Source organism: Streptomyces sp. NPDC102462 (assembly GCF_044765425.1).
GTDB lineage: Bacteria > Actinomycetota > Actinomycetes > Streptomycetales > Streptomycetaceae > Streptomyces.
Genome location: NZ_JBIWKB010000022.1, coordinates 89,810 through 113,044, shown reverse-complemented (window position 1 = coordinate 113,044; position 23,235 = coordinate 89,810). Strand labels below are relative to the sequence as shown.

Sequence of the window (23,235 nt, the reverse complement as noted above, 5' to 3'; positions counted from 1 at the left end):
CGCTCCACGCTGCGGATGCAGGGTGTGCGAGACGACATGGTCGTCATGTGTGCCCCTGACGGTCCCGGAGTCCAGCGGGCCGCCACTGCACAGCCCGGGCCACCGGTGCAGCCGCAGGACCGGCGAGGTCCTGCGGCACTGGTGTTCCGCGGCTGCCTGCCGGACCGGGGTTCCGGTGCGGGAGGCGGTCAGGCCGTGGCGAACGGCGACGGAGGCAAGGTGCGACCTGCCATACCCGCGTCCGGAACGGCCAGCCCGCCGTCGACGACGAGGGCATGGCCGGTCACGTACGACGAGGCCGGTGAGGCGAGGAAGAGCGCGGCGCCGACCACTTCGTCCACGGTGGCCCACCGGCCGAGCGGTACATGGCTCGCGAGCCAGTCGGACACCGGAGCGCTCTCGGTGGCGAACGCGGTCATGTCCGTGCGCGTCCAGCCGGGGCACAAGGCGTTGACGCGGATGCCCTGGGCGGCCCAGCCGACCGCGAGGCTGCGGGCGAGGGAGACCTGCGCGGCCTTGCTGGCTCCGTACGACTCCATCATGGGAAAGCCGATGAGCGCGGCGGCGGAGGACACCAGGACGAGACTGGCCCTGTCCGAGTCGGCCAGATACGGGTGGGCCGCCCGGCACAGGGCGGCCGTGGCGTTGAGGTTGACTGCGATGACCGTGTCCCAGACTTCCTGGCGCTGGTCTTGCAGCGGAGCCAGCACGGGGGCGCCGTTCTCGTCCGCCGGGGTGACGCCCGCGTTGTGCACCACGATGTCGAGACCGCCCAGAGCCGAGGCCGCCCGTTCGACGAGGCCGGCCGCGACACCCGGTTCGGCGAGGTCCCCGGCGATGGCAACGGCCTTCCTGCCGCGGTCTTCCACCGCCCGCACGGTGCCGCCGAGGGCGGACGTCGTGCGGGCGGTCACCGCGAGACCGCAGCCCGCGTCGGCAAGGGCCTCGGCGACGCCCTTGCCGATGCCCCGGGAGGCGCCCGTCACCAAGGCGCGTGCGCCCTCCAGGCGGAACAGATCTACAGCATTCATCGAAGAACCCTTCTGAGACGGAGAGATGGGACGACGAGGTGGCTTCACATGTGCTGGGTTGCACCGGAAACGGTTGATCTTCGACGGATGCGGGGCATGCAGGATTCCTCACCCACGGGGTAACTCCTTGAGCGAGCCGACCGCGGGCGGCGGCAGCGGCCAGGGCGTATGGTGCGCTGGCCGCACCGATGTTGCCGACCCGGTCGCCGCCGACGACCAATCGGTCGGACGGAATGCCCGCCTTCTCGGCCAGTTTGGTGAGGAGGACCGAGTTGGGCTGGTGGTTGGCGAAGACGTCGATGCCTTCCACGCCGAGGCCGGAACGATCCAGACATGCGCCGCTGCCGTCCGTTCCGAGGTGGAAGTCCTGGAAGCCGCCTGCGGCCACCGGTGGAGCAGCCAGTCCCGCGCCACGCGGGCACCGAAGACCCAACCGGCGCAGGCGGCGGTCACGCCCGGGGCCACCGCACAGTGGGCCGGCCAGTAGCCTCGGGGAAACCAGTCAGGCATGAGCAGGTTGCTGCAGACACCTGCCCACTACGGCGCAGGGGCTTGCCCGGACCAGAATCCGGCAGGCCGCACTGCGCTCCGCGTCCCCGCACCGCGCGCGGCTGAGCCGGTCGCGGCTCCATGGCAGACGGCTCTCCCATGGCCCTGGCCGGTTCGCTTCTCATGGTCGCCCTCCCGCTTTGCAGTACCTGCATGCAGCCACACGTGCCAATATTCCGTTCGGGTGGCGTCGCCGGTTACCAGTAAGCGTGATTGACGTTCCTGTACGCGACCCACCCGGAACGCCGATGCGTGAACGCGTTGAACAGCGGGCCCGGCTTCAGTAGTCCTGCAAGAGGTCCTTGGCGGCCGATGACGTGACGCCCTCGCGTCCGCGGTCGGTGTCCCGGCCCCCGGCGGATCCCCGGCTCATCAAGTCGCTGTCCGCACACAGGAGATGAACTCCCGGTCACAGTTCGACTTGTGCTTCAACCCTCGTCAGACACTTCATCACCGCTGGTCATCTCACGTCTGCCTGGCTTCGGCTGCTTCCGAATAGCCTCATTTCGTTTGGATCATCCACCCCGGAAGGGCCCTTATGTGCACCCATAACGACCTGCCGTCATCCGACACGGCCGGGCAGAATCGGCGTGGTTTCCTGCGCAACGCTGCGCTGGCCGGTGCGGGAGCGGCAGTCGTAGGAGCCGGCGCGTCCCCCCTCGGCGCGGCGCCCGCATTCGCCGCGGACACCGCCAGGACCGGCAGGACCGGCACTTGGAGACCGGATTCGACCTCCCCCCGGTTCACCCTCGCTGTCATGCCGGACACCCAGTTCCTGTACTGGGGCAGCCAGGACAGCGTCAACCGGACGCCGCAGGAGGAATCGTTCCGCTACATCATCGACAACAGCGGGAACGACGACCAGAACATCGTGTTCATGGCGCACCTCGGTGACCTCACGCAGGACGCCGACCCGTCGTCGTTCCAGCAGGTCGACAAGGCGTTCGCGCTGCTTGACGCGCACGGCGCCGCGTACAGCGTGGTGGCCGGCAACCACGACGTGTCCGGCGACGACAGCCGCGGCGACTCGTCGTACCTGCGGACCCTGGGCCCGAAGCGGTTCAAGCGCTCGAAGACGTTCGCCGGGGCGGACGCGACGGGCTACAACACCGCGCACATCTTCCAGGCCGCCGGCCGCTCGTGGCTGGTGCTGGCCCTGGACTGGCGGACCACCGAGCAGGGCTTCGCGTGGGCCAACGACGTCATCAAGGCCCACCCCAAGATGCCGGTGATCCTCACGGCGCACGACATCGTCTACTCGGACTACGATGACAACGTTTTCCCGTACGAGTCCGGCGACCCGGAGAACAACGCCGCGCTCTCCGGGTACGGCGAGACGATCTGGGACAAGCTGATCAAGGACAACGACCAGATCTTCCTGACCATCAACGGCCACTACTGGCCGTCCGGACGCACCACCAAGAAGAACGCCGCCGGCAACGACGTGCACATGCACATCACGAACTACCAGAACCGCTACTTCGGCGGTGGCGGCATGATCCGGCTGTACCACTTCGACCTGGCCCGCAACACGATCGACGTCGAGACGATCAACCCGTGGATCCTGGCCCAGGACCCCAAGTCCCGCAACGAACTGGCCGCCGAGCACGCCCGGATCACCGGCCCGGTCGACGACTTCTCCATCGCGATCGACTTCGAGAAGCGGTTCTCCGGCTTCGTCCCGGTCCCGGTCCGCCCCGCCCGGCCGGCCGCCAAGGAACTGGTGAAGGGCACGCTGGCCTACTGGCGCTTCGACGGGCAGGGCGCGCCCGGCACCCCGCTCGGCGCGGGCCACACCATCCGCGACCTGTCAGGCAAGGGCAACGATCTGACGGCGGTGACCGTGCCGGGCACGGCCGCCGACGCGCTGACCTGGTCCGCCGACCACCACCCCGACCAGCCCGGGCACGCCAGCCTGAAGTTCGCCGGTGGCAGGAACCCGCTGCACGGCACGTATCTGACGACGGGGCCGAAGGCTCCGCTGAACACCGAGACGTTCAGGTCCGGGTACACCATCGAGACCTTCGTGATGATGCCGCTGGACTGGGACGCCGGCAAGAACGGCTGGGCCGCGATACTCACCCGTCGGGGTTCCGCCGGGGCCGCCGGCAAGCACGGCAAGAACACCAGCCCGGACGAGCCCCTGGTCCAGCTCGCCATCACGAACAACGGCCGCGAGCCGCAGTTCAACCACTACCCGCTGAACACCACCTACCCGACCACCAACTGGGGTCACGGCCTGGTGGAGCTCAAGTGGTGGCACCTTGCGGTGGTCAACGACGGCCGTTACACCAGGCTGTACGTCGAGGGCGCGCCGGTCGTCGACAACCCGAAGCGGGTGTCGGTCGGCCTCACCTCCCTCGGGCTGCCCTGGCTGCTGGGCGGCCACGAGAGCGCGGGCGCCATCGACATCGTCTTCCACGGCAACGTCGGTGACACCCGCATCGTGAACCGTCCCCTGCGAGTGAACGAGTTCCTGACCGCCGAATAAACCGGCTCCCCCCGTCTCCCGCTGTTCCTCCCAACCCTCCCGCCCCCGGACACCCACAGCCCGGGGCCGGGAGGACGAGGACAACCTGCTTTGGCGAGTACGGTCGGGTAAACCTGCCGCACCCTTTCCGACCTGGGCTTATGGGGGTCGAAGCGGCTGTGAGCTGCAAGGACGGGTTGCAGAGGCGATCGGAGGCAGTCAGAGGCAGTGCCTCTGCAACCTGCTTCTGGGAGACTCGAGTTGACCTGATGGATCAGCAGCGGCGACCTCGACGGCTCTGCGCTCCTGCCTTGGTCGAGTGCGATGGGGACGCCTGCCTCCAGAGCGGGGCCAGGCATACGAGGCCGCCGCCTCAACGTCCTGGTGGCCGGCGACGAGTCCGCCACCGCGCTGGGCGTCGACGTCAACCGGCTGCGTGCCGTCCGGTCTCCCGCGCCGCAAGCGCCATGCTCGCGGACCGGGGCTGCACCGCCGAGGGGCGGAGGAGTCGGACGACCTGTTTCATGTCGTTCGTGGACCCGGCCGTTACGGTCGGCGCCGTGCAGGAGATCGCCGAGGTGGGGCCCGGTGAGTGACGGGGCGTGCACGCACTGTACGGCGACGGCGGCCGCGTCGTCGCCGAGCGCCCCGTGGGTGTGGGCGAGGAGATCTCGCTGGACGTGGTGGACGAGTGCCGCGGACCGCTCCTCGCCCAGTGCGCGACCCGCTCGTCCAGCGGGTACAAGCTGCGATAGTTCGTCACGTCGCCGGGCACGCCCTGGATCCATGTGTGCGACGGATGCCCCCAGTTCGACATGTGTGGCATGTGTGGCAGGGTGGAGAGTGTGGGATTTGTCGCCGGGGGAGACTCTTCGTCAAGCCCCGGCTGCGAGTGCTCAGACCGGCGAGAGGAGTGCATCATGATCGCCAAGCTGCTCGGCAAGCTGTCCTTCACCCGTCACTACGGTGCCTACGGGGAACACGACTGGCATGCGTACGCCGGCGACGACTCGATCTGACCGCACTGCCGGCGGGCGCCCCCGGGTACCCGCCGGCTCCCGGCCACGCTGCCGACGATATCGACCTGGACGGGTACAAGAGTCAGGGACGATCCCATGGGCCGAACGAATGAGCCGCCGCGGGTGCCCGGAGGCAGCTTCGCGGCCTGGAGCCGCGACCGGCTGACACTGGCGCGCCGTGGCGCTGACGAGTGCGGGGACGTCTGGCAACTGGAGCCGGGTGTCTACGTAGCCGCTACTGCCGGGCCGTGTGAAGAAGTCCTGCACCGCGCGCAGGACTTCCCCAAGGCGTCCTCGCCTCTCTTCCCGCCGTTGAAACGGTCGAGCGGAGCACCGACGCCCGAGGCGCGTGCCCACGCGCACGCCGCCCGCATGCGCGGACTACGCCCACAGGCGGTTGCAGCCCGGATCGGTGAGATTGCGCCCGCGGCTGCTCGATTTGCCGACCAGTGGCCCACGGGGCAGGACGTCGAGGTCCTGCCCGCGGTCCGGGACGCCCTGGCAGAGATCGGCCTGCGCTACCTCTTCTCCGAAGACGCTCCCACCCTGCTGCCCTTTGCCGCACAGCTCTTCTTGGCCCGGGAGGTGATCGAACGCCCCTCGCGCTGGGTATGGCCGCGCTGGATCCCGACACCGGCACGGCGGTTTCGCACACGGCAGCAAGTCGCCTTCACCAACGCTCTGCGGCCCATCGTGCGCCGGCGCCGTTCATCGGGCCAACTCGGTGACGACGTGCTGGGACAGATGCTCCGGCCCTCCTCCCGCTACGGCCTACTGCCGGAAGAGGCCATCCTCGACACTCTCCCCGGAATCACCGTCGCCACCTTCGAGACACCTTCCCGGGCAGCCGGATGGATCCTGCTCCACCTGGCCCGGCACCCCCAGGCAGCGGGCCGCGTCGCGGCCGAAGCCGCCTTGCTGCCCGCGGACCCGGCCGCGACGACCAGCGCCCACCTCGACAGACTGCACTACACCCAGGCACTGGTACACGAGGTGCTCCGGCTGCACCCCCCGAGCTGGCTACTGACCCGGCGCACCACGAGACAGACTCAGCTCACCGACTACACCATCGACGCCGGGTCCACCGTTCTCGTCTGCCCCTACACCGCCCATCGCGACGCACGGGAACACTTTGAGCCGGACCAGTTCCAGCCCGAGCGCTGGCTCGATGATTCGGGCTCGCCGGTGAAACCCGGGGTCTTCCTCTCCTTCGGTACCGGGCCGCATGGTTGCGAGGGAGCCGCTCTGGCCATGGCGATGCTGACGCTCCTGACTGCACAGACCGCCCGCTGCCACCACTTGAGCGAGCCGCCCGGACCGGGACCCAGCTACCAGCTCGCCACCTTCGGAGGTCTCACCACTGTCGGTTTGCGCCTGCGTGCCACCTTGCGCAGCTGATGCATAACTTACGGTTTGCACATCATGTGTCGCTGGTCGAACTCGTGGGCGAGCATGCCCATCATGACGAGGTCGTGGTGCCGGTTCGCGAAGAACACGTGTTCCCGCAAGCGCCCCTCCTCGGTGAAGCCGAGCCGGCGAGTAAGTGATGGCGATGTGGCTGGCGCAGTAGCCATACCCAGCCCATCCGGCCAGGTCGGAGCGCTTAACCGTGGGCCGGGACATCCCGCACGGCACCGGGGTGGAGTCGGTGATCCACGCCGTCCTGGGCGACGGCCAGGCACACCAGTTCCGAGTCGGACAGCGACGGTGGCCGCCCGCACCAGCGGTCAGTGACCAACTCGTCGTCGATTTCCACGTACAGTGCGGTTGGGCGTGTCCTACCTCATGCGGGTGGCGTCGATTCCGCCGTCGATGTCGAAGGTTGCGCCGTGGACGAACGCCGCTTCGTCGCTGACCAGCCAGCGAACCGCGTAGGCGATGTCGATCGGGCGCACGGGCGACCCGGCGGGGGTGTCCTTCGTCATCGCTGCGAGAACATCGACGAAGGCTCCGTTGCCGGGCGTAGCCGTCGCTCCCGGCGCGACTGTGTTGACGTGCACGCCGCTCGGTCCGTACTCCGCTGCCCAGGCGCGCGTGAGCTGCTCGATTGCTGCCTTCGTGGCTGGATACAGCGCCTTGTACGGCACACCCACTCGTGCCATCCAGGAGCCGATGTTGACGATGGATCCATGGCCGCGCTCGGCCATACGAGGAGCGAGGGTGGCGACGAGCACATGCGGTGCGCGGATGTTCGTCGCCCACAGGGCCTGCATCTCCTCGTCCGTGACGTCCGCCGTGCTGCCGCCGGGGTAGACGCCGGCGTTGTTCACGAGGATGTCGATGCTCCCCCCGAGGGCGGCCTCGGCTCGCGCGGCGAACTCGCGAATCTCCGAAGGCTCCGCGTCGAGAGTCGCGGTCACGACGTGCGCCGTACCGCCCTTCGCGCGAATCGCGTCCGCGACTGCTCCGGCGCGGTCGGAGTTCCGGCCGGACACGACGACCTCGGCGCCGGAAGCGGCGAGGACTTTCGCGATCGCCTCCCCGATGCCGCTGGACGATCCGGTGATCAGAGCCGTCCTGCCGCGCAGCCGCTCATCGGCGGGAAGGGCTTCAAGGAGCTTTTGGAGTGCCTGATTCTGTTGCATGCATTAATGCTGGGCGTTCGAGCCGGCCACGGGCTTGCCGAAATCCACGGCATTATTGCCTGATCCCGTAAGGCTTGATCGCGTAACATGAGTTCGGTGGATGGGAGTGCGAGCACGGCGCCTGCAGTCACCGCGAGCCTTGGGCGTTCGGCCGGCATCGTCGCCCGGCATGCCGATGACAAGGCGCGCGCAGCGAGGCTCGGCCTGCGACTGTCGCATGTTCGTGGCGCCACGCCCCTCTTCTTCCAACGCTATGCGCCCTCGCTTGCCGTGGTTCTCGCCGGAAGGAAACGCTCCATCGTCGGCGCGGACGACGAGGTCTGGGGCAGTGACCGCTTCCTGGTGACTCCCGTCGATCTTCCGGTCGTCGCGGGTGTGGTCGAGACCGACGCGGCCGGCAGTTTCCTGTCGGCGACCTGGGAGTTCGATCCTGTGCTCGTGCGGGAGGTCGCCGTTGCCCTTCCTCACCGCTCCCACCCGTCCACCGGATCGCTGGAACGACTCGGCACGTGGACCCCGGGCCTCGCAGACGCGTTCGCCAGGCTCGTCGGGCTGCTCGATGAGCCCGAGACGATCCCGATTCTGGGTCCAGCCATCGCGCGTGAAGTCATTCTTCGACTCCTGCAGACGGAACAGGCGCCCCGCATTCTCGCCGCGACGAATGGGGAGGAGCGATCAGTGGTTGTCCAAGCAGTTGCGTACCTGACCGACAAGATGAGCGAACCATGGACAATGCCCATGCTCGCGGCAGCCCTCCACACCAGCGAATCGACGCTCTTCGGACGATTCAAGCAGGCAACCTCGATGACTCCGATGCAGTACCTCAAGCGGCTGCGGCTTGGCGAGGCCCGGCACCGCATGGTGATTCTCGGGGAGTCAGCAGCTCAGGCCGCCCGTACCGTCGGCTATCGCAGCGCGTCGCACTTCTCACGCGACTACCGCGCCGTGTACGGCGCGCCGCCCGCCACCGATGCCACCCGCTCTCGTACCCACCTCCGACAGATGGCCCCGGCGCTTACGGACAGCGGCGGCGACCAGCCGACAAGTCCCTGACGCAGACGTCGTAGCCGTGGCCGGGGTTCCGCCGGTGCACACGTCCGCCGCTGCCGTCGGACTCCCAGCCGGTCTGCCTGGCCGTGGACCAAGTGCTGTTGCAGGCCCACAACGAGCCGCGCCGGCTGCGGTTCGTCGGGTCGAGTCGGTCAACGAAGCAGTCTGCAGATCACTGACCGCCTACGACCATTGGGAACTTCTCGTCTAGCCGGTGAGGCCGCTGCGGTAGGCGTGGATGACGAGTTGGACGCGGTCGCGGGCATCGAGCTTGGTCAGCAGCCGGGCGACGTGGGTCTTCACCGTGCCCGCGCCGATGTACAGCCGTTCGGCGATCTCGGCGTTGGTGAGTCCTTCGGCGACAAGCAGCAGCACTTCGCGTTCACGGGTGGTGACGGCCTCGGGCAGCTGCGGCGGTTCCCGACCGGACGGTGGTTGTGTCGGCCTGTTGACGTATGCCGCGATGAGCCGTTTGGTGACACGTGGCGCGAGCAGCGCCTCGCCCTGGGCAACGGTGCGGACGGCGGACAGCAGGTCGAGGGGCGGCGCGTCCTTCAGGAGGAAGCCGCTGGCCCCGGCGCGCAGTGCGCCGAAGACGTACTCGTCCAAGTCGAAGGTGGTGAGCATCAGGACACGGGCGTGGCCGGCGGTGGTGATACGGCGGGTGGCTTCGATGCCGTCCATCTCGGGCATCCGAATGTCCATCAGGACGACGTCGGGCCGGTGTTCGGCGGCTGCTGCGACGGCGTCCCGGCCCGTTGCGACGCTGCCGATCGACTTGAGGTCCGGGGCGGTGTCCACGATTCCGGCCAGGCCGATGCGGATCAGCTGCTGGTCGTCGGCGACCAGGACCCGGATGGTCACGGCCGCTCCCGCGCCGCGGTGGTGGGCTGTGGCCCGTCCAGGGGGATGCTGGCCCGTACCCGGAAGCCGCCGGTCGCGGCCGGTCCTGCCAGCAGGGTGCCGCCGTAGAGGGCGAGGCGCCCCTGCATCCCGGTCAGCCCGCGCCCGGTGCGACTCGGGGCAGGCCGGATGCTGCCGTCGTCGGTCACCGTGAGGGTGAGCTCGCCGGGACCGTAGCCGACGGTGACCTGCGCGGTGCTCGCGTCGGCGTGCTTGACCACGTTGGTCAGCGCCTCCTGGACGATCCGGTACGCGGTTGTCTCAAGCCCCGGGGGCAGCGGTCTGGCGCGCCCCGTGACGGCGAGGTCGATCCGCAGGCCGGGGCGCCGGGTCCGTTCGGCGAGACGGTCCAGGTCGGCGAGTCGGGGGCGGGGGCCAGGGCCGGGTTGTCGGTGCCGTCCCCGTCATCCCCGGCATCCCCGTCATCATGCAGCACACCGAGCATGCGCCGCAGTTCGACGAGGGTCTCCCGGCCGGTGGTCTCGATCGCCTCCAGCGCGTTGCGCGCGTCCTGGGGACGGTCGTCGAGCACTAGGCGGCCGTAGCCCGCCTGGACGGAGATCACGCTCATCGCGTGGGCGATGCCGTCGTGCAGTTCGCGGGCGATGCGCAGCCGTTCCGCCGCTGCCTCGCGATCGGCGCGGTCCTGTTCCTGGCGCAGCAGCGTGTGCAGATACCGGCGCCGTTGGCCGACCGCGAAGCCCACCGCCCAGGCGACGCCGAAGAGCAGCGCGAAGGGCACCACGGCCCCGGTGTGTTCGAACCTGGGCAGGCCGGTGGAGACCGCCATCACCAAGGCGGCGGCCAGGGCGACTCCGGCAGTGCGGGCCGGGCGCAGGGAGGTGACGCAGAAGAGCGCGAAGGCCAGCGGCAACCCGCCCCAGAAGATCGCCTGCGGATGCCACGGCGCCAGTCCGCACACCGCCAACGACAGGACTGCAAGACCCTCCGGCCAGTAGGGCCGCAGCAACTGCGGGGCCGCACACGACTTCCGTTCCACGACCGGAGCCTATGCGCCTCCCGGCCCCGCCCACATCGTCCGCGAGCCCTATGCCGTACGGCAGACCCGGCCCCGAAAAGACCTGCCCGCAGGCAGACGAATCGCCTCCCCCGCCCCGGCACCGTCATGCACGTGATTCGATGCGAACACCTCACCAAACGCTTCGGCCGCAAGGCCGCCGTCGACGACCTCAGCTTCGAGGTCCTGCCCGCCCGAGTGACCGGCTTCCTCGGCCCCAACGGAGCGGGGAAGTCGACCACCATCCGGGCCGTCCTCGGCCTGGACACCCCCGACGCCGGCCGCGCCCTGGTCGACGGCGTGCCCTACCGCCAGGCCGAACTGCCGCTGCGCCGGGTAGGTGCCCTCCTGGACGCCGGGGCCGTCCACCGGGGCCGTACGGCGCACGCGCATCTGGCCGCGCTCGCCGCCACCAACCACATCCGGCGCGGCCGGATCGAGGAGGTACTCGCCCTCACCGGCCTCACCGACGTCGCCCGCCGCAGGATCGGCACCTACTCGCTCGGCATGAAGCAGCGCCTGGGCATCGCCGCCGCCCTGCTCGGCGACCCGCCGGTGCTCATCTTCGACGAGCCCACCAACGGCCTTGACCCGGAAGGCATCAGGTGGATCCGGGCCCTCATGCGGTCGCTGGCCGCCGAAGGACGCACCGTCCTGGTCTCCAGCCACCTGATGAGCGAGATGGCCCTCACCGTCGACCACCTTCTCGTCATCGGACGAGGACGTCTGCTCGCCGACGTCCCGATCACCGACTTCGTTCCCGCCGGCGCCTCACTGGAGGACGCCTACCTCAACCTCACCGAATCCGCCGTGGAATACCGCACCGAAGGGACGGGCCACTGATGCCCACCGCACTGACAGGCGCCATGACCGCCGAGGTCATCAAGCTGCGTTCCCTCCGCTCGACCTGGATCACCACCCTCATCGCCGTGGCATTCGGCCTGGCGCTGAGCCTCACGGACGTGGCGCACACCGCCAGCGCGTGGCCGCACATGGCGACGGCCGACCGGGCCCAGTTCGACCCGGTGGGCGACTCGCTCTCCGGCTTCGCCTTCGCCGTCCTCGCCTTCGGCGTCCTCGGCGTGCTGGGCGTCAGCAGCGAGTACACCACCGGGCTGATCCGCACGACGCTGACTGCGACACCCCGGCGCGCGCTCGCCTACACCGCCAAGACCCTCGTCATCGGCGGATTCGCCCTGCTGCTGGGCGAACTGACCGCGTTCACCAGCTTCTTCATCGGACAGGCCGTCCTGGCCAAGCAGCACCTCGACGTCGGGCTGGGCACGCCGGGCGTGCTGCGTGCCGTGTCCTGTGCCGGGCTCTACCTGTTCGTCGTCACCGTCGTGGGCTACGGCCTCGGGGCCGTCATCCGGCACACCGCCGGAGCCATCGCCGCACTCTTCGCCCTGGTCTATCTCGGCTACGGCGCAGCCAAAGCCGTCGAAGGCCGGTCCTATCTGCCCAGCAAACTCATGCTGAGCAACGCCGCGGACGCCCTCGGTCAACTCCACCCACACCCCCTCCACCCAGAACGCACCCCCTCCCTCTCCTTCGCCCTCTTCGACCTCGCCCTCTACCTCGCACTCGCCCTCATCTGCGGAGCCTGGCGCTTCACTCGCGACGCCTCATAGACGCTCCATCCGATCCGCGGCAGACGTTGATGACAGCTCCCACCGCAGCCGATGGCCGCGCTGATCGGCCGGGACGGGGATGACCGCCCGTATCCCGCGCCTGCGCAGGTGCTCGCGGATCGCGCGGGAGGAGTAGGCCTCGCCAGGCTGCGGGCTCCGGCCGCGTGCTGAGGTGTGCGAACGACGGTCGAGTCGACCGCCACGACCCAGTTGGTGAACACCCGCTCCCAGGTGCCGTCGATGGCCCACATCCGTAGCCGGTTGTAGACGCCTGGCCAGTTGCCGTACTTCTCGGGGAGGTGGATCCACTGCGATCTCGTCTGGAACTTCCAGGCGATCGCGTCGATCACCTTTCGGTGGTCCCGCCACCGGCCATCCCGCCGCGGCGTCCGATCTGGGAGTAGCGGCTCGATTCGCGCCCACTGCGCGTCGGTCAACGGCACGCACGAACAACGACCGGCGGGGCCGGTTGGAACGGTGCAGCTGTCAGGTGGTCGGCCCAGTGCGGAGCTGCCGCACGTCCCGCACGAGCGCGTACGAAGCACCGAGGAAGATCACGACTCCACCTACGAGCCAGAGGACCGACGCCCCAGAACGGTACTCACGAACGGCGAGAAGGAGCAGCATCACGCTGGCGAGGACGCCGAAGGCTGAGATCAGAGCACTGATGCGGTGAGTCACATGGACATCATCAACAATAACCTCGGCCAGCGGAAGTGATCCAAACGAACCGGCCTAGCCCCGCATACCGCCCTCTGAGCCAAGGGCCTCACTGGTCGTCGGCCGCGTGCTCGTCCCGGAGGGGCCGTAGGCCGCCAGGCAGGTCGGGGAGCTGGAAGGAACGCCTGTTCGGTGCCGGTCCAGGAGAACACCTCCAGCAGTTCCTCGGGCAGGTCCACCCACGGCAGCATCGCGTTCACTGCGGCCCGCGACTCCAGCGGGGAGGCCGGTTCGGGTTCCGGGTCCGGGACCGCGAAGTGCAGGCGGCCGTCGTCGAAGGCGATCTGCGCGTTGTCCGGGACCCGGGCGACGACCTCCCGGTAGGTGCCCTCCAGCAGCGCGGCCGGATGCCCGCCGGCCCCCATGGGCAGGTTCAGCGACGCAAGCACGGTCGGCCTTGTCTGCTGCCACGCCTGGTCGGCCAGCAGCCACTCCCAGGGCTACGACCACCGGCACCTTCGACGATGGCTTGCTTCGCTTCTAAGAGGAAGCGTCGTCCTGCACGTCGTGCGTTCTCAGCCGGCTTGGCCGATGGTCACGGTGCGGGATCCCGGGGTGAAGTCACCGAAGGACTGTTCCCAGGACTCGCCAGGCCAGTAGTAGGTCACACGGCCCTCAGAGGGCCGGTAATGGGCGGTGTAGACGGTTCCCAGCCCCTCGTCGTACGCGGATTGATACAGCGGCGGCTTCAGCATCGCCGCCACGTCCGTACCGGCCGCGCGAATGGCGCTCAGCCGCTCTTGGGTCCGGGAGAACCGCTCCTGCTCGTCGGGCACCGGCATGTGCTGATGGTTGGCAGCGCAGGCCTCCGGGGCCTCAGTCAGCGAGATGTCCGGCCCCACGAACACCGTCAGTGCCTGCTCGGGGTCGACAAGGGTGACGTTCTGCGGGATTGCGACCGGTATGGGCTTCAGCTTGCTGACTGCCTCGTCCACGGTGTTACACGTCTCCAACAAGTAGCGCAGGACGATGAGGATGGCGAAGCCCGGTCCGTGGACGAATCGCCCGCCGAAGGTGAGTGAGACCGCGAGCCCGGCATCGTTCATCCCGTCCAACAAGCCCCAGGCGGCATCCTGCATTCCGATCACCGGTCGCAGGAAGTGGGAGAGGACAATGGTGCCCTCACACTCGTCAGGGCTGAAGTCGTAGTTGCGCAGCAGGGTGCCACCGCCGCCGATCTGAGTGCAGCCCGAGAAGAACGGTCGCAAGGTCGCGAGGGTGAGGAAGGTCTTCGCTTCGGGCCGGTCGAGCTGACCGGCGAGGCGGTCGAGCACGGGGACCAGTTCAGGCATGTGCGCCTCGAACAGCCTCTGAGCACGATCCGCGCCTTCTGAAGTCCGGCTCTCCTCGGTCATCCACCCCTCCGCGAGCGGCCACAGAGCCTGTGTATGGGTGGCCCACCGCCCGTCGCTTCCGTCGCCGATCTCGATGGCGCGGAAGGTCTTCTGCTGTTGGCTCATGGCTGCCTCTCCCTTGCGGATGTCCGGTGAGGTAGTGGCAACCTAGCTAATTTCGCAGGTAGTTCACCAGATCAGGCATGGTCGGGTTCTCGAACGGCCGACTTGTCCTTGACGATCCGCCAGATGACCCGCGCCATCTCGTCGCCGTCGAAGCGGGCCGGACGGTCACAGGTGGGCGCGGACGATCCCGGCGACGGCCTTCGTGCCGACCGTTGGCGAGCCGCGGTCGTCGAGCCATGCCCAGTCCGCCCACGGTCGCCGCGCCCACCTTGCTGAGGACGTCTCCGAGGAAGTTCTCCATGACCAGCACGTCGAAGCGGCCCGGCGCGTACACGAGGTCGTGCCCGGCCGCACGGCTGCGCGAGGCGTACGGCGACCGGGAGTTGGCCGTCGCCGTCTCCCGCTCGCTGATGCGCAAGGCCCTCGCCGTCATCAAGGCGGACTGGGAACAGGGCGCACCCCAGCTCACCCACCTCGGAGGCTGACTGCCCGCGGCGGCGCGCGCTGGTCACCCCTGCGGCGCCGCCAGCCGCCCCCGTGCGGCGGCCTGGATCGGGGAGGGCCCGAGCCCCCACTGGAGGATGTGTCCGACGGCCGTCGCCAAAGGCCGGTCCCAGCCGGTGCGGACCGGGGCCGGGCGGTGGATGCCGAGTTCGGCGCGGGCCCAGTCGGGGAGCAGCCCGACCGAGGCGTTCATGAGCAGACCTACGACCAGCCGCTCCCGTCGTGTGCGTCCGAAGCGGCGCAGGAACAGGACCGAGTCCAACGCCGCTGGAGTGGCGTGGAGTTGAGGGCGGATGCGGGCCAGATAACGCTCGACTTCGAGACACGTGCGCGGTACGTTCCGTGCGCCCAACGCCTCGGCCACGGGGGCGACCTGGCGGTAGTAGGCATCGCACGCGGCGGGGGTCAGCCGGAGCGCCCGGGGCGCGTAGGTCTGGTGGCCGGCGAGGAAGCTGCGTACCTCGGCGGTGTGCACCCAGGTGAGCAGGTCCGGGTCGTCCGCGCGGTAGGGCCGGCCGTCGGGGGCGGTGCCGTGCACCCGGGTGTGGATCCGCCGGACGACGTCGATCACCTCGCGGGCGGCGGCCGAGGAGCCGAACGTGGTCGTGGTGATGAACCGTACGATTCCGTTCAGCCGCCCGACCGGATCGGCGCGGAAGTCGGAGTGCTGGTCGACACCTGCCATGGCCAGCGGGTGCAGCGACTGGAGCATGAGCGCGGCGAACCCGCCGGTGAGCATCCCGGTGGCCTGCCCGTGCACCCGCCACACCGGATCCCCCGGCGCGATCCCGAACAGCCCGGGATCACCGGGCGGCCCCGCGTACCGCTCCAGCTTGAGATCCCCGCCGTGCATGGTCGCCGTGAGTTCCGCGGCGATCCGTTCCCGCAGTCCCACCAGCACCTCCAGGGTCCGTGTCCCTCAGCCGAGGGTACCGACCCGCCCGGCGAGCACGGCCACGAGGATGAGCAGTCCGCACAGAGGATTGGTGCCGAACGCCCGCCCGCAGGCTCCGACATCCGTAGGGTCGGCCCGCCACACCTGCCACCCCAACTGCCCCGCGACCACGCACAGTCCGGGCCAGTACAGCGGCCCGAGCCCGGCCACGACCCCGAACCACGCGAGCAGCACCACACACCCCGCGTACACGCCGCCCACCAGCACCCGGCTACGTCGCCCCAGCAGTACGGCGGCCGACCGCACCCCGGCTCGCACATCGGCCTCCCGGTCCTGGCAGGCGTAGATCACGTCCGTCCCCACGGCCCAGCAGATCAGCGCCCCGTACAGCACCACGCCCCCGAGCCCGAGCCCCCCGGTGAGCAGGCCGTACACCAGCGGCACCGTCCAGTTGATGGTGATCCCCAGCCACACATGCGGCCAGTGGGTGACCCGCTTCATATACGGATACACCGCCGCGAGGGGCGCACCGGCCGCCGCCCACACCACGGCCGCCACGCTCCAGACCCCCATCACCAGCGGAGCGACGGCCCCCACCACGACACACAGCACCAGGGCCCGCCCGGCGGCCAGCCGCCCGGAGGCCACGGGCCGCCCCGCCGTACGCGGCACCTGTGCGTCGAACCGCGCGTCCAGCACATCGTTGAGCCCGCAGGCGGCCCCTCTCGACAGCACCCCGTACACCAGGAGCAGCAGCCCGAGCAGGCCCCCGTCCCGAGGCCCGGCGATCGCTCCCAGGGCGATCCATCCGGGCACCACCAGCAGCCAGGCCCCCACCGGCCGGTCCAGCCGCAGCAACTCCAGATACGGCCGCACCCCGGCGGGGGCCCGCCCCACCAACCGGGCGGCACGGCCTCGGCCCGGGAGGTGAGTCGGAACCTGGGCCGGGGCCTGTGAGGCGACGGTCATACCGATTCGTGTCCCTTCCAGGGGTATCGCACGCCGATCGGACCAACCTAGCCCCGGCTGGGGCGAGTTACCCGTCCTTCCAGGGAGATCCCTTGGTCGCGAAGCCCTGTTGTACGTCCACGACGGCCAGCGCCGCGTTCTCCGTGATCTCCATGCCTCGATCGTCAGCGCGGCGCCCGCCGTGGGCACCGTGGTGTCTCTCCGGGTGGGGAAGCGGGGCGGGGCCCGCCGTGGAATACCGTGCCGGCGAACGGGGTGACCCGGGGACTGCTGTCGGAGCCCGAGGGGCCGGGTGTGCCGCATTTCGCCGGGGGCGGGGTCAGCTCGGTGCGGCGGCGGCCATGTCTTCGATCTCCTTGAGCACAAGGGCGGGGCGGTCCTTCGGCACGTCGTGGGAACTCCCCTTGGCGGTGACGAGCGTCCGGTCGGGGCCGGCCTTGACGAACGAAGCGGCGGCGTCGCGCCAGCGCCGGGCGTCCACGGGGGACCCGTCGAACGGGGTCTTCTCCGAGACGATGACCGTCGCCGGTACCGAGTCCGGCCGGCTGACCTTGTGGAATGCCCGGTGTGCCGGGAGGTAGTCCTCCGCGGTGGAGATGAGCTGCCGGTTCGCCGGCTTGCCGGGGTCCTTCTTCGCCGCCTCGACCTGCGACCGGCTCGCGGCCACCACACGGGCGGTCTCCTCGTCCGTGAAGAACTGGGGGAGGTTGGCATCGACCAGGACCGCACCGGAGAGCATCTTCGGGTTCTCCTCGGCGAAGTGGTTCGCGACCTCGCCGGCCTCCGAGTGGGACACCAGGATCACGTTTCCGGTGACGCCCAGCTGTTCAAGCCCCGACTTGAGGTCGTCGGCGGCGCTCTCGGCCTGCCACGCGCCGGGCACCACGTCGCTCTTCCCCATACCGGCCCGGTCGTAGGTGATGACGGTGGCGCCGGTGGCCGCGTGAAGCTTGGGGACGAGGTCCTTCCAGTAGGAGGCGTCCTCACCGCCGCCCGAGTCCAGGACGATCGTGCGGCCGCTTCCCCGGGTGACGTAGAAGGCGAGCCGGTGCCCGTCATGGCTGATCATGTGCGGCTTCGGACCGGCGGATCGTCCGCCTCCCGGTGAGGCGGATGACGTGGCCGAGGGCGAGGCCGCGGCCTGCGGCGAGCTTGAGTCGTCGCTGCCGCAGGCCGTGACGGTACCGGCGGTCAGGGTCAGCAGGGCGAGAGCCGACAGAACGCGGTACGCGGGTCGGGGCCGCTTGAGGGGAGCGCGGGACATGACTGGTCCTTCGGTGACTGAGCGCGCTGTGGTGCCCTCTTGAAGTGCCATCATTCGGTCACGCGGCCGATCATGGAATCCGGCTGGCACGTCTGTCGACCGTGTCACTGGTACCCATGAGCATGGTGGGGTTACCCCCCGGCCCATGGTCCGCCGGACAGGCCCTGCTCCACCCCCTACCGGGGTAGCACTTTCGACTTGGCTCCCCAGTGTGACGCCGCGCATCTCACCGTCTTCCTACCTTCCTCCCCGTCATCACGGACGCGACAGAGGGAGACGGACGGATGCGCCGCTTCAGGAAGACCCCGGCCACCGCCGTACCGACCACACCGCTGGTCGGCAGCACGGCGGGCTGGGCCTCGGCGAGCAGCCGGAGCGCGCCGAGCGGTCCGCTCCGCGGCACCGCCGCCCGGCTGACCGATGACTCCCTGGGCAAGGCGCTACCGGACCCCACCACGGCCACCCCGCCCGAAGTAGCGCCCCTTTCCGGCGAGATGACGGGCACTCGGCAACGTCCCCTCCTGCCCGCCGGCGACGTCATCGCCCGCGACGCGTACTTCACCGCCTCCACCCTGATCGCCGTCGGAGACCTGGGATGAAGACCCCCACGAAGCTCGCGAGGCTCACCGCCGAGATCGACGAGCGGACCCCCGCCCACCGCGACCGCGCCATCGACGGCCTGCGCGCGCTGGCGCTGCTGGCCGTCCCGACCGGCCACTGGCTGCTCGGCGGCTTCACCCTCGACAGCGGCGGCGGCCTGCACAACGCCAGCCCCCTGGTCACCTTCGGCGCGCTGGCCCCGGCCAGCTGGATCCTCCAGATGCTGGGCATCTTCTTCCTGGTCGGCGGCTACTCCTCGTACCTCTCCTACCACCGCCGCAAGGGCCCGGCCCGCGCGTGGATCACCGGCCGGCTCACCCGCCTGGGCCGCCCGGTCCTCGGCGTCACCGCCGTATGGGCGCTGCTGCTCCCCACCCTCCACTACGGCCTGGGCGTCCCGACCGCCACCCTGCACACCGCGTCGACACTGGTCGTCCAGCCCCTGTGGTTCGTCGGCGTCTACGCCGTGATCACGGCCCTCACGCCGTACTGCGTGCGCGCCTCGCGGCGCCTCGGTCTCCGGTCCGCCGCCCCGCTGCTCGGCTCGGTCGCGGTGGTCGACTTCCTGCGGTACGGGCCGTACGCGGACGCGATGCCGTCCTGGGTGAGTCTGCTCAATCTGCTTCCGGGCTGGATGTTCGCCTACCAACTGGGCGTGACCTGGGCGGACAAGCGACTGGGCCGCCGCGAGGCGTGGCTGCTGTTCGCGGGCGGCGCGGCCCTGTTCGCCACCCTGCTGCTCGCCTTCCACTACCCGGCGTCCATGGTGGGCGTGCCCGGCGCCTCCCGTACCAACTCCCACCCGCCGTCCCTGCTGGTCCTGGCGCTCGCGGCGGCCCAGTGCGGTGCGGCGATCCTGCTGCGCGACCGGCTGGCCCGGCTGCTCCGGCGTCCCGCCCTGTGGGCCCCGGTGGTGATCATCAACCTGTCGGCGATGACGATCCTGTGCTGGCACCAGACGGCACTGCTCGCCGCCGCGGTCCCCGCCTCGTACTTCGGCGAGATCCCCGGTCTGACCACCGCGCCGGACACGGCCGGCTGGATCCTGGCGCGGCTGGCCTGGATGCCGCTCTTCGCGGCACTGTTCGTGGCGCTCGCGAAGGTCGCCCGGCCTCTTGAGACCCCGTGGGACCGCACCGGCACGACCCGCCGCGCGGCGGCCGGCGTGCTCGCGGCGGGCTTCGCCTACTTCGCGCTGGCGGTGTGAGTGACGTACGTATCACCGCAGACCGGGGCCTCCGCACGCCCACTCGCCTGCGCACGCACGCTCGCCTGCGCACGACGGCCCCTCCCCGGACCGTCCGTTCTTCCCGGCCGGGCTGACCGGCCGCGCGCCGCATCAACACCATCCACCGAACACTGGAGCACCATCATGTCCTTGGCCGGCGACACCGCTCTGCCCCGCCCCGAGAAGGCCACCGCGCGGCATACCCCACCGGACACCGGCAGCGAGTTCACACCCCTGCTGCGCGACGCCAAGGGACAGGAACTGCTCGATCGGCGCACCGGCTGGTACGCACGCACCATAGTGACCAACGCCCTCGGTCTGGCCGCCGTCGTCACCGGCATGGCACTCGTCGGCGGTTCATGGTGGGTGCTCGCCCTCGCCCCCGTCCTCGCCGTCCTGTGTGCCCGTACCGCGTTCATCGGCCACGACGCGGGCCACGCCCAGATCAGCGGCAACCGGGCCACGAACCGCCGCATCGGGCTCATCCACGGCAACCTGCTGCTCGGCATGAGCTACGCCTGGTGGAACGACAAACACAACCGCCACCACGCCAACCCCAACCACATCGACAAGGACCCCGACGTCCGCGCCGACGTCCTCGTCTTCACCGGCGAGCAGGCCGCCACCCGCACGGGCTTCCGCGGCTGGCTCACCCGCCACCAGGCATGGCTCTTCTTCCCCCTCACGCTCCTCGAAGGACTCGCCCTGAAGCTGTACGGCTTCAAGGACCTGCGCCGCCAGAGGGGCCGCGAACGCCTGGTGGAGGGCGCGCTCCTCATCGCCCACATCGCCGGGTACGTCACCCTGCTCCTGACGACCATGCCGCTTGCGCACGCACTCGTCTTCGCAGCGCTCCACCAAGCCCTGTTCGGGCTGCACCTGGGCATGGCCTTCGCACCCAACCACAAGGGGATGGACATGCCCGACCCCGACGGCGAAAAGTGGGGACACCTGCGACGCCAGGTCCTCACGTCCCGCAACATCAGGGGCGGCGTCCTCACCGACTGGTTCCTCGGCGGCCTCAACTACCAGATCGAGCACCACCTGTTCCCCAGCATGCCCCGCCCCCACCTGAGGCTCGCCCAGCCCATGGTGCAGGCCCACTGCCGCGACCTCGGCATCCCCTACACGGAGACCGGCCTCATCGACTCCTACCGCCAGGCCCTGCGGCACCTGCACGACGTCGGAGAACCCCTGCGCGCCGACATCTGACGAGCCGGCGCCGCCCCGGATTCTTCCAGCAGACGTACACAAGAACAGAGGCTGATCATGACCGCGCCTCAAGAACACAGGACACCAGGGTGCGCCGAGGGAGTCCGCCTGACAGGCGCGCGACTCCTGACGCCGTCCCCGGCGCACATAAGCTGGCGCCCATGACGGCAGTGAAGGAGGAACCCCCGCGCGCGCTGCTCGCAGGGGCGTCGCGTCGGTGGGTACGGCTGCTGCCGTGGGGCGTGGCGTTCGTGCTGTGCGTCTCCCTGCTGCCCACCACCATCCATGTGCTCAGCGTCGACTACGGCCTGAACGGCGGCATCGCGAGCGCGCTGGCCATTGCGCAGACGGCACCTCTGCTGCTCGCCGTCGTCCGCCCGCTGCAGGCCTGGTACGTGATCTTCGCGGCCGACGTGGCCGGGGCGCTCGCCCTGCTCGCCGTCGACATCGGGCAGCACGTGTGGCCGTTCCCGCCCATGGAGATCGTCGGCTACGTCGGCCTCTGCCTCGCCCTCGGCCTGCGCGAGCCACGCCGGACGCTGCTCCTGGTATGGCTGGCGACGGCGGGCGCCAACGTCGGCCTGGGGTTCGTCGCGCCCAACGGCACGAGCGCCCAGAACGCACTGCTCACCATCCTCAGCGGCGTCGCACTCCTGCTCGGCGGTGCGCTCCGCGAGCGGTACGAGGCGCAGCGCAGGCTGGCCGAACAGGAGACGATCAGCGAGGCCGAGCGCGGCCGGCGGACGCTGCTGGAGGAACGCGCCCGCATCGCACGCGAGTTGCACGACGTGGTGGCACACCACATGTCCGTCATCACGGTGCAGGCGGACACCGCGGCATACCGCCTCGACGGGCTGCCGCCCGACGTGCGGGAGGAGTTCACGTCCATCGCGGCGACCGCGCGCGAGTCGCTGGGCGAGATGCGACGGCTCCTCGGCGTGCTGCGCAACGAGGACACGCACGGCGAACTGGCGCCCCAGCCGGGCCTGGCACGGATCGGACAGCTGGTGGAGGCGACGGTACGGGCCGGTGTGCCGGTGGAGTTCACCCCCTACGACGCCGACGTGCCCGAGGCGGTGGGCCTGTCCGCGTACCGCATCGTCCAGGAGGCCCTGGCGAACGTCGTACGGCATGCGCCGGGTGCTCCGACGCGGGTGTCGGTGTCGGAGTCCGAGGCGGAGGGCGGCGCGCGGCTCACCGTCCTCGTCGTCAACGGGCCGCCGCCCCAGCCGCCCGCCGCGCCCCTTGAGGAGGGCGGCACCGGGCACGGCCTCGTCGGCATGCGCGAACGGGTGCGGCTCGTCGGCGGCACCCTCGACGTGGGGCCGCTGCCGGACGGCGGCTTCCGGGTGGCCGCCCAACTCCCCCTGGCCCGAAAGGACTTCATGTGACGACGCGCGTCATCATCGTCGACGACCAGGCCATGGTGCGGGCCGGCTTCGCCGCGCTGCTGGCCGCCCAGAGCGACATCGACGTGGTGGGCGAGGCCCCCGACGGAGCGCAGGGTGTCGAGCTGAGCCGGCGCACCCATCCCGACGTCGTGCTGATGGACGTCCGCATGCCCGAGATGGACGGCCTCACGGCCGCACGCCACCTCCTCGCGCCCCCGCCGGGCGTGACACACCGGCCGCGCGTCCTGATGCTCACCACGTTCGACGTCGACGACTACGTCTACGAGGCGCTGCGCGCGGGCGCGAGCGGCTTCCTGCTGAAGGACGCGCCACCGGCCGACCTCATCGCGGCGGTACGCGTCGTGGCCTCGGGCGACGCGCTGCTCGCCCCCTCCGTGACGCGCCGCCTCATCGCGGACTTCGCCCAACAACGCCCCGCCGCCCGAGGCAAGCCAGCGGTCCGGCTCAAGGCCCTGACCGAACGCGAAACCGAAGTCCTCACCCTGGTGGCCCGCGGCCAGTCCAACGCGGAGATCGCGCAGACGCTGGTGCTGGCCGAACAGACGGTGAAGACACATGTGAGCCGCATCTTCACCAAACTCGACCTACGCGACCGCGCCCAGGCGGTGATCTTCGCCTACGAATCGGGCCTGGTCATCCCGGGCGAGTAGAAACCCGACGGCGGGGCTGTATCAATATGCGGCTCCGCCGCGTGGGCGCGACCAGCCACGACGGC

General features: G+C 70.0%; 23 protein-coding genes and 4 pseudogenes. 12 read left to right on the top strand and 15 right to left on the bottom strand.

From position 1 onward, the window contains the following. Positions 1-188: 188 nt before the first annotated feature. Both ACIRFL_RS20715 and ACIRFL_RS20710 read right to left on the bottom strand, forming a co-directional pair. A complete protein-coding gene (locus ACIRFL_RS20715) occupies positions 189-1,031 on the bottom strand; it encodes an SDR family NAD(P)-dependent oxidoreductase (protein WP_404030270.1) in 843 nt (280 codons plus the stop codon). A 184-nt stretch (positions 1,032-1,215) separates the two neighbouring features. Continuing rightward, positions 1,216-1,341, bottom strand: a pseudogene (locus ACIRFL_RS20710) (3-oxoacyl-[acyl-carrier-protein] synthase III C-terminal domain-containing protein); the annotation flags it as partial. A gap of 777 nt (positions 1,342-2,118) precedes the next feature. On the opposite strand from ACIRFL_RS20710, the gene ACIRFL_RS20705 reads away from it, so the two are divergent. From ACIRFL_RS20705 to ACIRFL_RS20695, 3 genes are all read left to right on the top strand, one after another. Continuing rightward, positions 2,119-4,071: a LamG-like jellyroll fold domain-containing protein gene (locus tag ACIRFL_RS20705; RefSeq protein WP_404030268.1), complete on the top strand. Its 1,953-nt coding sequence runs from the start codon at positions 2,119-2,121 to the stop codon at positions 4,069-4,071. Between the two features lie 581 nt (positions 4,072-4,652). Beyond that, on the top strand, positions 4,653-4,805 hold the full coding sequence (locus ACIRFL_RS20700; protein ID WP_404030307.1) for a hypothetical protein: 153 nt from the start codon (positions 4,653-4,655) through the stop codon (positions 4,803-4,805). Positions 4,806-5,165: 360 nt separating this feature from the next. After that, positions 5,166-6,467, top strand: a complete 1,302-nt coding sequence (locus ACIRFL_RS20695) for a cytochrome P450 (RefSeq protein WP_404030266.1) — start codon at positions 5,166-5,168, stop codon at positions 6,465-6,467. Positions 6,468-6,623: 156 nt separating this feature from the next. Here the strand turns inward: ACIRFL_RS20695 and ACIRFL_RS20690 are convergent. Continuing rightward, positions 6,624-6,722, bottom strand: a pseudogene (locus tag ACIRFL_RS20690) (IS982 family transposase); the annotation flags it as partial. A 125-nt stretch (positions 6,723-6,847) separates the two neighbouring features. Further along, positions 6,848-7,654 (bottom strand): SDR family NAD(P)-dependent oxidoreductase, encoded by an 807-nt coding sequence (locus tag ACIRFL_RS20685; protein WP_404030265.1) that lies wholly within the window; start codon positions 7,652-7,654, stop codon positions 6,848-6,850. Positions 7,655-7,741: 87 nt separating this feature from the next. Here ACIRFL_RS20685 and ACIRFL_RS20680 point away from each other — a divergent pair, with 87 nt between their 5' ends. Then, a complete protein-coding gene (locus ACIRFL_RS20680; protein WP_404030263.1) occupies positions 7,742-8,707 on the top strand; it encodes an AraC family transcriptional regulator N-terminal domain-containing protein in 966 nt (321 codons plus the stop codon). Between the two features lie 204 nt (positions 8,708-8,911). On the opposite strand, the gene ACIRFL_RS20675 is transcribed toward ACIRFL_RS20680, so the two are convergent. From ACIRFL_RS20675 to ACIRFL_RS20665, 3 genes are read right to left on the bottom strand one after another with little or no spacing between them, the layout of a single operon-like run. After that, entirely contained in the window at positions 8,912-9,568 is a 657-nt protein-coding gene (locus tag ACIRFL_RS20675) for a response regulator (protein ID WP_404030262.1), read from the bottom strand. Beyond that, positions 9,565-9,828 (bottom strand): sensor histidine kinase, encoded by a 264-nt coding sequence (locus tag ACIRFL_RS20670; RefSeq protein ID WP_404030260.1) that lies wholly within the window; start codon positions 9,826-9,828, stop codon positions 9,565-9,567. Before ACIRFL_RS20670 ends, ACIRFL_RS20675 begins: the two co-directional genes overlap by 4 nt. A gap of 5 nt (positions 9,829-9,833) precedes the next feature. Beyond that, entirely contained in the window at positions 9,834-10,607 is a 774-nt protein-coding gene (locus ACIRFL_RS20665; RefSeq protein ID WP_404030259.1) for a sensor histidine kinase, read from the bottom strand. A 126-nt stretch (positions 10,608-10,733) separates the two neighbouring features. Here ACIRFL_RS20665 and ACIRFL_RS20660 point away from each other — a divergent pair, with 126 nt between their 5' ends. Both ACIRFL_RS20660 and ACIRFL_RS20655 read left to right on the top strand, forming a co-directional pair. Continuing rightward, on the top strand, positions 10,734-11,468 hold the full coding sequence (locus ACIRFL_RS20660; protein ID WP_404030257.1) for an ABC transporter ATP-binding protein: 735 nt from the start codon (positions 10,734-10,736) through the stop codon (positions 11,466-11,468). Next, positions 11,468-12,256, top strand: a complete 789-nt coding sequence (locus ACIRFL_RS20655) for an ABC transporter permease (RefSeq protein ID WP_404030255.1) — start codon at positions 11,468-11,470, stop codon at positions 12,254-12,256. Before ACIRFL_RS20660 ends, ACIRFL_RS20655 begins: the two co-directional genes overlap by 1 nt. A 42-nt stretch (positions 12,257-12,298) precedes the next feature. Here the strand turns inward: ACIRFL_RS20655 and ACIRFL_RS20650 are convergent. The 5 genes and pseudogenes from ACIRFL_RS20650 to ACIRFL_RS20630 all read right to left on the bottom strand — a co-directional run. Continuing rightward, positions 12,299-12,699, bottom strand: a pseudogene (locus ACIRFL_RS20650) (transposase); the annotation flags it as partial. 43 nt (positions 12,700-12,742) lie between these two features. After that, a complete protein-coding gene (locus ACIRFL_RS20645) occupies positions 12,743-12,937 on the bottom strand; it encodes a hypothetical protein (protein ID WP_404030253.1) in 195 nt (64 codons plus the stop codon). Between the two features lie 158 nt (positions 12,938-13,095). Further along, positions 13,096-13,404, bottom strand: a pseudogene (locus tag ACIRFL_RS20640) (Tn3 family transposase); the annotation flags it as partial. A gap of 87 nt (positions 13,405-13,491) precedes the next feature. Beyond that, positions 13,492-14,436, bottom strand: coding sequence for a C45 family autoproteolytic acyltransferase/hydolase (locus ACIRFL_RS20635; protein ID WP_404030251.1), 945 nt, complete (start codon positions 14,434-14,436; stop codon positions 13,492-13,494). A gap of 46 nt (positions 14,437-14,482) precedes the next feature. Beyond that, on the bottom strand, positions 14,483-14,737 hold the full coding sequence (locus ACIRFL_RS20630; protein WP_404030250.1) for a hypothetical protein: 255 nt from the start codon (positions 14,735-14,737) through the stop codon (positions 14,483-14,485). On the opposite strand from ACIRFL_RS20630, the gene ACIRFL_RS20625 reads away from it, so the two are divergent. After that, positions 14,736-14,921 (top strand): hypothetical protein, encoded by a 186-nt coding sequence (locus tag ACIRFL_RS20625; protein ID WP_404030248.1) that lies wholly within the window; start codon positions 14,736-14,738, stop codon positions 14,919-14,921. The two genes, ACIRFL_RS20630 and ACIRFL_RS20625, sit on opposite strands and share 2 nt — an antisense overlap. Positions 14,922-14,944: 23 nt before the next feature. Here the strand turns inward: ACIRFL_RS20625 and ACIRFL_RS20620 are convergent, their stop codons facing one another. The 3 genes from ACIRFL_RS20620 to ACIRFL_RS20610 form a co-directional block, all read right to left on the bottom strand. Then, entirely contained in the window at positions 14,945-15,835 is an 891-nt protein-coding gene (locus ACIRFL_RS20620) for an oxygenase MpaB family protein (RefSeq protein ID WP_404030246.1), read from the bottom strand. A 24-nt stretch (positions 15,836-15,859) separates the two neighbouring features. Next, positions 15,860-16,804, bottom strand: a complete 945-nt coding sequence (locus ACIRFL_RS20615; protein WP_404030244.1) for a 4-hydroxybenzoate octaprenyltransferase — start codon at positions 16,802-16,804, stop codon at positions 15,860-15,862. A gap of 319 nt (positions 16,805-17,123) precedes the next feature. Then, on the bottom strand, positions 17,124-18,068 hold the full coding sequence (locus ACIRFL_RS20610) for an alpha/beta fold hydrolase (protein ID WP_404030243.1): 945 nt from the start codon (positions 18,066-18,068) through the stop codon (positions 17,124-17,126). A 284-nt stretch (positions 18,069-18,352) separates the two neighbouring features. Here ACIRFL_RS20610 and ACIRFL_RS20605 point away from each other — a divergent pair, with 284 nt between their 5' ends. The 5 genes from ACIRFL_RS20605 to ACIRFL_RS20585 all read left to right on the top strand — a co-directional run bounded on the left by ACIRFL_RS20605 (position 18,353) and on the right by ACIRFL_RS20585 (position 23,170). Next, entirely contained in the window at positions 18,353-18,667 is a 315-nt protein-coding gene (locus tag ACIRFL_RS20605) for a hypothetical protein (protein WP_404030241.1), read from the top strand. Beyond that, entirely contained in the window at positions 18,664-19,875 is a 1,212-nt protein-coding gene (locus ACIRFL_RS20600; RefSeq protein WP_404030239.1) for an acyltransferase, read from the top strand. Before ACIRFL_RS20605 ends, ACIRFL_RS20600 begins: the two co-directional genes overlap by 4 nt. 165 nt (positions 19,876-20,040) lie before the next feature. Next, positions 20,041-21,108 (top strand): fatty acid desaturase family protein, encoded by a 1,068-nt coding sequence (locus tag ACIRFL_RS20595; protein ID WP_404030237.1) that lies wholly within the window; start codon positions 20,041-20,043, stop codon positions 21,106-21,108. Positions 21,109-21,269: 161 nt separating this feature from the next. Then, positions 21,270-22,499 carry a sensor histidine kinase gene (locus ACIRFL_RS20590; RefSeq protein ID WP_404030236.1) on the top strand — a complete coding sequence of 410 codons (1,230 nt, stop codon included), beginning with the start codon at positions 21,270-21,272 and terminating at the stop codon, positions 22,497-22,499. Next, a complete protein-coding gene (locus ACIRFL_RS20585) occupies positions 22,496-23,170 on the top strand; it encodes a response regulator (RefSeq protein ID WP_404030234.1) in 675 nt (224 codons plus the stop codon). The genes ACIRFL_RS20590 and ACIRFL_RS20585 overlap by 4 nt, the downstream gene beginning before the upstream one ends. The last annotated feature ends 65 nt before the right edge of the window (positions 23,171-23,235 follow it).